Annotated in this window: 12 protein-coding genes; 2 read left to right on the top strand and 10 right to left on the bottom strand. The window is 50.3% G+C overall.

The features are described from left to right. Positions 1-84 precede the first annotated feature (84 nt). Entirely contained in the window at positions 85-903 is an 819-nt protein-coding gene (locus TERTU_RS04520) for an ion transporter (protein ID WP_015817067.1), read from the bottom strand. A gap of 103 nt (positions 904-1,006) precedes the next feature. Here TERTU_RS04520 and yciH point away from each other — a divergent pair, with 103 nt between their 5' ends. Beyond that, entirely contained in the window at positions 1,007-1,330 is a 324-nt protein-coding gene (gene yciH, locus TERTU_RS04515) for a stress response translation initiation inhibitor YciH (RefSeq protein ID WP_015818810.1), read from the top strand. 150 nt (positions 1,331-1,480) lie between these two features. Next, on the top strand, positions 1,481-2,011 hold the full coding sequence (locus tag TERTU_RS04510; RefSeq protein WP_015820319.1) for a hypothetical protein: 531 nt from the start codon (positions 1,481-1,483) through the stop codon (positions 2,009-2,011). A gap of 159 nt (positions 2,012-2,170) precedes the next feature. Here TERTU_RS04510 and TERTU_RS04505 read toward each other — a convergent pair whose 3' ends face one another. From TERTU_RS04505 to rseP, 9 genes are all read right to left on the bottom strand, one after another. Further along, a complete protein-coding gene (locus TERTU_RS04505; protein WP_015819989.1) occupies positions 2,171-2,713 on the bottom strand; it encodes a PilZ domain-containing protein in 543 nt (180 codons plus the stop codon). 454 nt (positions 2,714-3,167) lie between these two features. After that, positions 3,168-3,743 carry a ribonuclease HII gene (gene rnhB / locus TERTU_RS04500; RefSeq protein ID WP_015819397.1) on the bottom strand — a complete coding sequence of 192 codons (576 nt, stop codon included), beginning with the start codon at positions 3,741-3,743 and terminating at the stop codon, positions 3,168-3,170. Continuing rightward, positions 3,740-4,954: a lipid-A-disaccharide synthase gene (lpxB, locus tag TERTU_RS04495; RefSeq protein WP_015819052.1), complete on the bottom strand. Its 1,215-nt coding sequence runs from the start codon at positions 4,952-4,954 to the stop codon at positions 3,740-3,742. The genes rnhB and lpxB overlap by 4 nt, the downstream gene beginning before the upstream one ends. After that, positions 4,954-5,736, bottom strand: coding sequence for an acyl-ACP--UDP-N-acetylglucosamine O-acyltransferase (gene lpxA / locus TERTU_RS04490; protein WP_015818469.1), 783 nt, complete (start codon positions 5,734-5,736; stop codon positions 4,954-4,956). Before lpxA ends, lpxB begins: the two co-directional genes overlap by 1 nt. Positions 5,737-5,760: 24 nt before the next feature. After that, positions 5,761-6,201: a 3-hydroxyacyl-ACP dehydratase FabZ gene (gene fabZ / locus TERTU_RS04485; RefSeq protein ID WP_015818134.1), complete on the bottom strand. Its 441-nt coding sequence runs from the start codon at positions 6,199-6,201 to the stop codon at positions 5,761-5,763. A 65-nt stretch (positions 6,202-6,266) separates the two neighbouring features. Then, complete coding sequence (lpxD, locus tag TERTU_RS04480; RefSeq protein ID WP_015818956.1) at positions 6,267-7,289, bottom strand: UDP-3-O-(3-hydroxymyristoyl)glucosamine N-acyltransferase; 1,023 nt, start codon at positions 7,287-7,289, stop codon at positions 6,267-6,269. A 52-nt stretch (positions 7,290-7,341) separates the two neighbouring features. After that, positions 7,342-7,851, bottom strand: coding sequence for an OmpH/Skp family outer membrane protein (locus tag TERTU_RS04475; RefSeq protein WP_015819878.1), 510 nt, complete (start codon positions 7,849-7,851; stop codon positions 7,342-7,344). A 30-nt stretch (positions 7,852-7,881) separates the two neighbouring features. Next, positions 7,882-10,563, bottom strand: coding sequence for an outer membrane protein assembly factor BamA (gene bamA / locus TERTU_RS04470; RefSeq protein ID WP_015820698.1), 2,682 nt, complete (start codon positions 10,561-10,563; stop codon positions 7,882-7,884). Between the two features lie 58 nt (positions 10,564-10,621). Then, positions 10,622-11,983 (bottom strand): RIP metalloprotease RseP, encoded by a 1,362-nt coding sequence (gene rseP / locus TERTU_RS04465; protein ID WP_015820214.1) that lies wholly within the window; start codon positions 11,981-11,983, stop codon positions 10,622-10,624. Positions 11,984-12,034 lie beyond the last annotated feature (51 nt).

Below are 12,034 nucleotides of genomic sequence, written 5' to 3'. Positions count from 1 at the left end.
AGCAAGCCAAATATCGCGGCAAAAACAGGCTTTTCACGTCGACTTGAGGTTCAATTTAGTCGATAAACGGCAAAAAACGGGTAATTACTTTAAGCCATGACCACAGAAACGACAGTAGACGGCATCAGTCTCATGCCCCGTTTTTCCACACCCTTTGCACGCGAGCTGCACCCGTTGCTTCTGCATTTCCTGTGACAATTCAGCGGTAAAAATACCTGTGGGTACCGCGAGAATAGAATAGCCGGTTAACATGGCTGCAGCGGCGATGATCTGCCCCAGCCAGGTTTGCGGCGTAATATCGCCGTACCCCACGGTGGTAATCGTCACGATCGTCCAATAAATGCTTTTTGGAATACTGCTGAACCCGTTGGTTGGCCCCTCTACTAAATACATCAACGAGCCGAAAATTACGCTCAACACCAGCACCGACATAAAAAAAACAAAAATTTTATGCCGTGAGTACACCACTGCGCGCACGAGAATATTGGCGTCTGTTAAATAGCGCACCAGCTTCAAAATTCGAAATATTCGCAGTACGCGCAACAGCCTGACAATTAACAAGAAGTTTGCGCCAGGCATCAAGAGCTCGAGAAAACTCGGGAGTATCGACAGTAAGTCCACTACGCCGTAAAAACTAAAAATGTAGCGACGACGCTGAGGAGAACAGTAAATCCGGACACAGTATTCTGCAGCGAACGCCAGCGTAAAAACCCACTCTGCAATATCCAGCGCGGTCTGCCAACTTTGCTGTAACCACATGACGGAATCGATCATCAGCACCAGCACGCTTAGCACGATCATCCAGATCAGCCACAGATCGAACCGCTTACCGGCCGGCGTCTCGGTGCCAAATATCACTTCGTATAGGTGTTTTTGCAGGGGGGATTGTGAGCGTTCTGCCATGCTGACGTACCTTGTCTCCCAGGTCGGTTCGGTCTTTGCCGCGAGTGCGGCTGGCCGCTTAGTATACGGTATAATCTGTGCCCCATCTTTCGAGGAGCCCACCATGAGCAACAGCCGTCTTGTGTATTCCACCGATCAAGGCCGTATTAAAACATCGCCCAGCGCAGCTAGCACAGCACCCGCAGGCGACGGGATTGTGCGCCTTCACCGGGAGAGCAAAGGGCGCGGCGGTAAAGGCGTTACGCTGGTAAAAGGCCTTCCGCTGAAAGAGGACGCGCTCAAAACATTGAGCAAAAAGCTCAAACAGCTGTGTGGTACAGGCGGCACAGTAAAAAATGGCGTGATTGAAATTCAAGGCGAACAGCGAGAAAAAATTGCTGAATGGCTTACAAAGGAAGGGTACACCGTAAAAATCGCAGGAGGCTAACCTTCTGGTTCAGTTCTTGCTGTCGAGTGTTGTATGACAGCCAGGGTAGCTGTATCTGCCTACTCACCGCCGAAAAACAGGCGTCTAAACGAGAAACAAACGGCAACCCAGGCGCTCGATGTCAACAAATTGACGAGGACAACCAGCTTCATGAACTCCGCTGAATTATGGCCCCTGTTGGAATCAGGTTTAAAGATTGTATTTGGTGCTGCGATGGCAACAGCGTTTTTCTATATGGGACGTCTTTGGCATAAGACGCAGGCTCTCGCCGATGCTCCGCCAACCCAACACCGCAAGTTAAGTTATCTGGAACAAATATCGGCCGATGTCAACCACAGCTTCGCCAAGTATTCTGCCTTGGTGATTGAATCTACCCGCTTCGGGAAACGCTGGCCCGCTGCACGCAAGCAGGAGCTTGAGCGAATTAATGCTGAACTGGTGAAGGAATTTGACCGCCTCGCTGAAGCCGAGGCCCGTTTATTGATGCTTGGCGAAAAAACCATGGAGAAAACCCTGCGCCTCTATGCAGCTCGGATAGCGCTGTTTCGCAAACAGGTGTACGTGGGCAGAGAAGACATTACGGAGCAGGAAATCGCCGATTTAAAAAACAGTATCATGCAACTGCGCGAACAGTTCTACGATATTTTGAGCCGCCGCTACGACAAACTGCTCGCCGCTTAAAAGCCTCTGCGCTAGAAGCTATCGAGCGACAAGAGCTACCGAGCTAGAAAATTTGTGGTAAATAACACGGCTCTACATGCTAGGGCCGCTCAATTTAGCAGAAATCTTGTTACATTTTTAGCAGACTCAGAACCGGTCAAGCGCAACTAATAAATTGCGTTAATTCGGGAATTCTGCCGCATATTTTTCAACCCATTCGCGCGCCGCATCCTGACTCGAAAGCTCCCTGCCTTCCTCGTGCATCACTTTCGTTCGGTAGTGCTCAATGTGGCAAACCTGCTCCACCATGCGCACGCTGAAACGGGTAGAGGGTTCGTTAAACTGAACCCCCACTGCGAAGTGGTCTCCCTCTGGACGACACCAGGCGACCAGCCCTTCTGCGCGGTACGGCGGGCTCTGAATAGGGATTTCAATGTGGATTGGCGTCCCCCTACGCACAGGTCGCTCCGCGGCAAAACAAAGGCCGCCGCGACTAACGTCTTTTAGTCGCTCGCTGTTGCCGTGCTCCACAGGGAGTTCATTGTCAGAGCCTAGCACATATTGAATCGGTATATCAGATGGATGTCGGATGAACTGGCGCATACTGTCGTCACTCGCCAAAAACCAATTAGTCCAATAGCTATACCAATGAAGCCATGGCTCCACCAGCAAGCTCATATCCCAATTTGCAGGCAGCTGTTTACTTACAGACTTGGTAGCCATTACAGCCTCCGAGAATCCGTCCGCACTGAATACGCGGTTTCCTTTCAAGGTTTTACGACGTGGGTACATCTTTAGACCTTGCATACGAGAAAAATCACGACTGTCAGCAAGTTAATTTAGGTATAGACGATCTCTGTCATCTAAATATTGACGAATAAGACGATAAACGTGCCAAATACTCATTTGGCGTATATTTCAACAGTTTATCAAGGTAAAACGCGATTTTTAGCGAGTTAAATACTTAGTAGATAATCGGGATATGATTAAATAATCTTGATAAAAGTAGTCGGGTATACCGGGCTTACCGTTTCTCATATCGGGAAAGCAAGTTAACAACAATAAAAGCGAACGCAGAAAAAGAAAAAAGGGAAAGGGAAAGGGAAAGGGAAAAACAAGACGCGATTTCACCGCCGAGAGTATTTATTTCACGAATAGCCGTATTTACCGCGAATTTTCAAAACAGAACTTGTTGCGCGAGCAACGCCTTTACAGGTGCATAAGACGTGCGATGAATTGGCGTTACTCCCAGCCGGGCCAACGCATCCATATGCAGCTTCGTTGGATAACCTTTATGGCCAGCAAACCCGTAGCCAGGGTATTGTGCTTCAAACGCGACCATCTCCCGATCACGCGTCACTTTCGCCAAAATTGACGCGGCGCTAATAGCTTCGACCTTGCTATCGCCTTTAACAATGGCTTCCGCAGAGTATCGCCAACGCGGCAGCCGATTACCATCCACCAGAACGTGCTCGGGTTCAATTTTGAGTCCCTCAACTGCACGCTTCATTGCGAGCAAGCTCGCTTGCAGAATATTTATTTCATCAATTTCAGCAACACTTGCACGGGCAATGCAAAAACATTCCGCCTGCTGCTGAATTTGCACAAACAACGCTTCACGTTTTTTTTCCGACAGTTTTTTTGAGTCAGCCAACCCGACAATGCCATGATTTTCTCCAAGCACCACAGCGGCGGCGACTACATCGCCAGCAAGCGGTCCACGCCCGACTTCATCCACGCCAGCGATAATCATGCTGTTACTTCTTCGAGAGGCCAGCGACGCCCCTGTTTTTTCGCCACCAACTGGCAAATTGCAGCAGCGGCAGATGCGTCTGCATTACGGCGCAACGACAGGTGAATTTTTTCGAACTCGCTGGTCAACTGATCTGCAGCAGCGGGGTCGTTAATAAAATGAAGCACCTCTCGCGCAAGCGATTCTGCATTGACTTCATCCTGCAGTAATTCGGGAACCAATAGCCGGTCGGCAAGCAAGTTCGGCAAACCAAAAAACTTCACTTTAACCATGCGGCGGACAATCGCAAAAGCCCACTTGGACATGCGGTACGCAATCACCATAGGTCGCTTCAGCAACATGGCTTCGAGCGTCGTCGTTCCGGAGGCCATGACCACAACGTTAGCGGCCGCCATCACCGCGTGAGATTGCTGCAGGAATAATGAAACCGGCAAATCAGGGAAATCTTTGAGCAGGGCCTCGAGCTGAGCAAAACGTTTGCTATTAGCTGCAGGCACAAGAAAATGGAGGTCTTTGCGTTGTGCGATACACAACTCGGCGGCGAGCAAAAATTCGCGCCCGAGTGTTTCAATCTCGCCAGCTCGGCTGCCAGGCAGTAACGCCACGTAGGTCGTGCCCGCGCTATGGGTCAGCCCCAAGGTCTGCTGCGCGTCTAGTCTGTCGGTATGCAGAGGAATCTGGTCTGCCAACGTATGACCAATAAAATTAACCGGAATATTGTGTTCCTGATAAAAACGCGCTTCAAACGGGAACAGTGTAAGCATAAGGTCAACCGCTTTTGCGACTTTAAATACTCGCTTCTGGCGCCATGCCCACACTGACGGGCTTACGTAGTGCGCGGTCGTAATACCCGCTTCGCGTAAGCGCTGTTCCAGAGTCAAATTAAAATCCGGAGCGTCTATGCCAATAAAAATATCCGGCGGATTAGCAATAAAGTGCTCGCGCAACCCTTTGCGCATGCGCAATAACTCAGGTAAGCGCTTCAATGGATCGATCAACCCCATCACCGCCAATCGATCTAATTTGTAAAGCGAGTTAAATCCCTCCGCGATCATTTTAGGGCCGCCGACACCCTCAAATTCGCAATCAGGGAATTGTGCTTTCAGGCTGCGCATCAGCCCCGCGCCCAGGGTATCGCCGGACGCCTCACCAACAACTATTCCAACCCTGGTCAACTCCAGGGTAGCCGCTACGCTGTGCTGGTCAGTCATTAACGCGTAATCCCGCGCGTGGAACTTTTCAAGGACTCCACTAAAGGCACCAGACAAGGATGCTGCTCCTGCGCTTCGCTCAACTCAGAGATGGCCTCTTCTAACGTGAGCCCACGCCGGTAAACAGTTTTGTAAGCACGCATCAGTTCAGCTATATCTTCCTTGCTGAATCCACGCCGCTTAAGTCCTTCAACATTGATGCTGCGCGCCGACGCGGGAGCACCAGTCACCATCACATACGCGGGTACGTCTTTGGCGACACCTGCGCCCATACCAACAAAACTATGGGCGCCGATATGGCAGAACTGATGTATCAGCACATAACCGCTCATAATCGCCCAATCACCCACATGTACATGACCGGCAAGACTGGCGTTGTTCACCAGAATACAGTTATTACCCAACACACTATCATGACCAATATGGACGTACGCCATGATCAGATTATTGTCGCCAATAGTAGTTTCGTTACGATCCTGGATGGTGCCGCGATGAATGGTTACACCTTCGCGAATAGTGTTGTTGTCACCAATCACCAGCCGAGTTGGCTCACCTTTGTATTTCAGGTCCGGAGTATCTTCGCCAATAGAAGAAAACTGAAAAATCTTGTTGTTTTTACCTATAAACGTGGGGCCTTTAACAACAACATGAGATGCGATTTCAGTACCTTCACCAATGGTTACGTCCGCACCCACCGATGTCCAGGGGCCAATTTTTACCCCTTCGCCAATCTTGGCGGTCGGATGGATAAGCGCATGTTCGGAAATCAGGGAATCAGTCATGGCGTGTCTGCTTGCCTCTGTTCGTTAACCGACGACCCTGTCAGCACACATAATAGTTGCAGATGTCACCAGTTCGCCGTCGACTTTCGCCACACAATCGAACTTCCAGATACCGCGTTTCGCAGAAACCACCTTGCATTCAAAATACACACGATCGCCAGGTACAACCTGCCGCTTAAAGCGAACGCCATCGATACCCGCGAACAAATAAATGGAGCCATCTTCCGGCGTTTTATTAGCGGTTTTAAAACCCAGAACGCCACAAGCCTGAGCCATTGCTTCAATTAAAAGCACGCCGGGAAAAACTGGGAAATGGGGGAAGTGTCCTTGAAATATCTCTTCGTTAATAGACACATTCTTGTACGCCGTTATGGACTCACCTTCGATGAGTTCCACCACCCTATCGATCATCAAAAACGGGTAGCGGTGCGGCAGGTATTTACGAATTTCAAGAATGTCGAGCATATAATCTTCCCCAGTTGTTCGGGCAAGGAACAACTATCTAACATTTGGTTTATGAAAAAAAGCGGCTACTGTTCTTTTTCCAGCTTTCGCAGCCTGTAGGCCATCTCATCCAATTGAGTATAGCGAACGGAATTACGGCGCCACGCACGGACTTCCTGCATCGGTGCTGCGGAAGCATAAGAACCGGGCTCGCTTACATGACGGGTAACAACGGTGCCCCCGTGAAACTGGGTGTTATCCGCAATGTGCAGATGCCCGGAGATTCCTACGGCACCGCCAAGCAGACAATTTTTACCGACAGTTGTGCTTCCGGCAATACCAACGCAAGCGGCAATTGCTGTGCCCTCGCCGATGGACACGCCATGGGCGAGGTGCACGAGATTGTCGATTATGGCGCCATCTTCAACAACTGTATCGTGCAAGGCACCACGATCAATCGTTGTATTTGCACCGATTTCCACATTATTACCAATGCGGACACTGGCAAGCTGCTCAATTTTAACCCAACCGTCAGTTCTACTGGGCGCAAACCCAAAACCGTCTGCCCCAATCACCGCGCCACTATGGACAGTGACCCTGTCGCCGATTGTAACTCTGTCATAAAGGGTTACGCGCGGGTAAAGGCGGCAATTATCACCGACAATCGTTGCTTCACCGATCACTGTGCCTGCATGAATTTCAGTACCTTGGCCGACACGGACATTAGCACCAATAACACAGTTGGGGCCCACCGCGACGCCATCAGCTAAAACAGCAGAACTATCGACAATGGCTGTGGGGTGGATTTCTTTCGACAGGGGTGAACGTGGGTTAAACAATGCGGAAAGGCGAGCATAAGCCAGATAAGGATCCGCGGCCAGAATCCGATTGCCGGAATAAGCCGCTGCGTGCTTTTCACGCAACACTACAATCCCAGGTGAAATACCAGCCAATTGCGCCAGGTACTTATCCTGGGCCACGAACGTAATTTGCGAGTCGGATGCATCCGACAAAGGCGCGATAGCAGTAACACGGTGTGTTGCGTCGCCGCGGTACTCACATCCGAGAAACTCAGCCAACTCCGCCAAGCTAAAGGATTTTGTGCTCACTATCCGCCTCTACTTTGGACTCGGTTTTAATCAAGTATCGAAAAAAATCGACTTACTTAGCGAGTTTATCCAACTCAGCAGATACCTTCAGCGTAATATCTGACTTAGGGTTGGCATAGATAACGCCTTGCGCTGGAATTACTATATCAATGCCTTCAGTTTGAACCAGCTTACCCAGAATTTCACGCAGACTTTCTTGCGATTCTTGCATCAGGCGACTGAGTACAGCGGAATTTTCCGCTTGCAGTTTTTTTACCGCTAATTGTAGGTCTGCCTGAACATATTCCATTTTTTTGCGATGATCCATCGCTTGCTCCTGGCTCCAGGTCATACCTTTGTTTTCCTGCTCTTTCGCCATCGCTTTCAGGTCAGCCTGCAAACTTTCCACTTGCGCAGTCAACTCGGCGTATTCAGGTTTTGCTTTCAGGGTTTCCATCACCTTGGCTGCCTTTTTGGTTTGCAGCACAGCACCCTGAGCGTCAAAAACAGCCACACGATCTGCGAACGCCAGGCTAGCCATCAAGGTTAAAGCGACACCCGCGAGCAATTGTTTGGTAATCATCGAAATTCTCTCTGTTGTATTTATGTGTATTTAAAATCCAGTACCAAAGGAAAACTGGAAGTATTCCGCGTTATCCAGCTCGTTTTTGTGCAGTGGTACAGCGTAACTGAAGGTCATAGGCCCGAAACCGGAAATCCAGGTAAAACCGATACCTGCTGAAGAGCTGAGGCGATTAAGATCTGGTTCGTGACAGTTAAGGCGATCGTATCTGTCCTCGCGGCAATAACCGGAAAATACATTACCAGCATCCACGAATGCGACCAACTGCATCTGACTGCTATCTTCAATAAACGGTATCGGAAGTAACAGCTCTGATGAGAACTCCATCAAAATGTTGCCGCCAATATTGGCCGGATAGCCTGTTTCGTATGCGATTAATTTACCTGGCTCACAAACCGCGGCACCACCAGAGGCACTGTAAAGGGTTGGTGAAGTCGGGTCGTCACAGCGAACGTACGCACTTGCCCCAAGCTCTGGAGACTGAGGGTAAAAACCGGAATACGCCTGACCGTCGCGGTTAAGGTCTGTCCAGCCGGTGGTTTGTGCCCGGTTGTAACTCACCGACGGGGTACCGCGTGGCCCCAGCGTGGAGCGTTCGTAGCCGCGTACAGAACCGAAACCACCCGCATAATAGTTTTCAAAAAACGGCAGCTCATCCATGCTGTTAAACCCATCGCCGTAGCCAAGCCGTGTTTTCAACCGCAACGTAAATTCACGATACAGCGGGAAGTAAATCGACCCGGTGTAGGTAAGCTTGTAATACTCCATCTCACTGCCGGGGAAGGTCGCCTCAGCGGCCAGAACCTGTGAGCTACCGCGCGTTGCAAGAATACCGCGGTTAAGCGTTCTCCGCGACCAACTGAGCTGTGCAGTCCCGCTGGTAAACGTGTCTCCATACAGGTCGATAAACCCAGGGTAAGAGCCGAGAAGCATATCCTCAGTAACCTGGTAAACCGGGAACTGGAATTCGTCCAGACTTCCGTCCGATGAATAAGGGATACCATTGCTGCCAGAGACACCAGCTTCCCAATCAGACTGAGCAACGTAGCTAGTGCCAGAATAGAGTTTCGGCGAACTGATAATTTCCTGCGGCGCATAGGCACCGGTGCGGATGTCCTGGTGAACAACACCCACACCAAACCCTAAGCGGGAAATTTCGGAGATTGGATAACCGAAGGTAATGTCCGCACCGAAGGCATCGGTGCTGTAGCGGGAAACGTTAATTTTTTCGTAATCCCGCGTACGATAATAGGCGCTAAAGCCTCGACTGACTCCGTCTGGGGTGAAATACGGGTCGTTATAGTTGTAGCTGTACATAGTCTGGTAGGTGTTTTTCTGCACCCCGAAGCCCACCTGCTTACCGGTACCCAGCCAGTTATTTTGCTGGACAGACACGCTCAGGTTCAACTTCGTGGTTTGCGCATAACCTACGCTCGCCTGAATAGTGCCCGAAGGCTGCTCTTCAAGCGTGTAATCCACATCGATCAAGTCGTCGGAACCTGGAACCGGATTAGTTTTTACGTCCACGGTTTTAAAGTAACCCAAACGCTCGAGCCGCACCTTGGAGTGATCGATTTTCGCATTCGATGCAGAAGCGCTTTCCAACTGGCGCATTTCGCGGCGCACAACTTCATCACTGGTCTTGGTGTTTCCGCTGAAATTCACCCGGCGAACATAAACACGTTGGCCTGGGTCCACGAAAAAGGTGACGTCCACAGTGTGTTCGGCCTGATTTTTTTCGGGAATACCTTCAACCTTTGCGTTGGTGTAGCCAGAGTTACCCATCATGGTTTTGAGATATTCCGACGTATCAGTCATATCCCGTTGCGAGAAGGTACGATCTTCGCGCAACAGCACCAGGCGGCGCATCCGCTCTTCTGGAATAATCGGGTCGCCAGCAATATCGATCTTCTTAACCGTGTAGATTTCCCCTTCGTTCACATTAAGGGTGATGAACACCTGAGTTTTGTCCGGGCTGATGGATACCTGACTCGACACAACTTCGAAGTCGAGATAACCACGGTCGAGATAAAACGATTCCAGTTTTTCAATATCACCGGTCAGTTTCTCACGAGCGTACTGATCACTGCTGGTAAAGAATGAATTCCAGTGTGTGGTGGTCAGCTCGAAACCGTCCAACAACTCGTCGTCAGAGAAAACCTTATTGCCGACAATATTCAAATGTTTGATTTTTGCCGGCTTGCCCTCGTCAACCTCAATATCAATGCCCACCATATTATTGGGCAGGTCTTTGACTTTGGCTTCTACAGATGCACCATACCGCGCCCGAGAAACATATTGTCTCTCCAACTCACGGGTGATGGCTTGCAGCAAATCCTGCTGAAGAATCTCACCTTCCTTCAGGTTATTCTCGTCCATCACATCGGTGAGTTGTTCGGTTTTGATTGCCTTGTTGCCCTCGATCTCAATTTTCTTGATCGAGGGGCGCTCCTGCAAGATAACAATCAATACATTGCCTTCGCGCGCCACCTGGATATTGGTAAAAAACCCGGTCTCGAACAATGAGCGAATAACGTTACGCACGCTTTCGCCATCAACAGTATCACCGACCTGGACAGGCAGGGCTGCAAACACAGGGCTCGCGGAAACACGCTGTAATCCCTCCAGGCGAATGTCACCAACAACAAACTCTTGAGAAAAAACAGGCACGGCGACAATCGCCAAAGATAAAAACAGCAGTAGACGCTTCATAAGGTTCGGGAATTTCAACAAAACAATCTTCTTTCTTTTTATGTAAACACGCATAGCGCTAAAGGCGCATGATGTCGTGATAAAAGGCTATCGCCATCAACCCGAGGATTAAGGCCATACCAACCTGATAACCCCAGACCTGCACTTTTTCGGAAACAGGACTGCCTTTAACCCACTCAATCAGGCCGTAAACAATATGGCCACCGTCCAAAACCGGTATGGGCAACAGGTTGAACACGCCGAGAAGAACACTGATATAGGCAAGAAAATTTACAAAGGACCAAATACCCGCCTTTGCTGAGTCGCCGGCAACTTTAGCAATGCCAATCGGGCCGCTCAAGTTTTTCGTGGATATTTCACCCACGACCAGTTTTTTGACAGAAAGCAGCACCATCGTGACCACATCACGCGTCTCTTGAGCAGCTTTCACCGCACTATCCAACGGGCCAAAATGTTGAAAGCGCACCATTTCTTCCGGCCAGGAATCAACCTGTGGCAAGCTCACGCCAGCAAAACCGTACTCTATCCCCGCGCTATCTTTTTTAACGCCAGGCGTAAGGAACAACTCTTCTTGCCCATTATCACGGGCCACCAGGACCCGAATTTCTTCGGCCGGGTGAGCACGCACATAATCGATCCACTGGCGCCCGTCCTCCATCGCAACCCCGTCAGCTTCGAGTATGCGGTCGCCTTCTTTAAAACCTGCGCGTGCGGCCGCGCTCTCCGGTTCTACAGTGCCAATTTCTGTCGCGATTTTCGGCTCGAAAAACCGGATGCCGACACCTTTGACAAGATCTGGCGCGACCACGTCCTGCATCCAGCCATTAATGTTTGCGCGTGATTCGTACTGTAAATCCGATCCGGGATAGGTCACAACAAAGGCTATTTGCCCTGTTTCGCCAACCCGGTTCAATAGCATCAACTCAACGTCTCGCCGACTGTGCACTGCACGCCCATCGACCGCGACTATCTCCTGCCCCTTCTCGAGGCCAGCGGCAGCGGCAATCGAGCCTGCATCCACAGCACCAATAACCGGCGCTAAGGTGACACCACCACGCACAAAGAAAAACACCCAGTACAAGATGAACGCCAAAATGAGGTTCGCCAATGGGCCGGCCATCGCTATCGCAATTCGCTGCGGCGGTGACTTGTGGTTATAGGTGTACGGAAGATCCTCCGGCGCCACCTCACCTTCCCGCTCGTCCAGCATTTTGACGTAACCACCGAGCGGAATAGCGGAGATCGCGTATTCAGTGCCTTGCTTATCGCGCCACGAAAACAAGCGACTGCCGAATCCGATGGAAAACCGCAATACCCGCACGCCACATCGCCTGGCCACATAAAAATGCCCAAACTCGTGGATCGCCACCAGAATCATCAGTGCGATCAGGAAATAAAAAACGGTCGAGATAAATTGCATAAATTATTTGTACCGCAAATAGCTGCTTGTGTTGCCGGGAGAAGTACCGAC

This window comes from Teredinibacter turnerae T7901 (assembly GCF_000023025.1).
GTDB classification, from domain to species: Bacteria; Pseudomonadota; Gammaproteobacteria; order Pseudomonadales; family Cellvibrionaceae; genus Teredinibacter; species Teredinibacter turnerae_B.
This window is presented reverse-complemented; position numbering and strand designations above follow the sequence as displayed.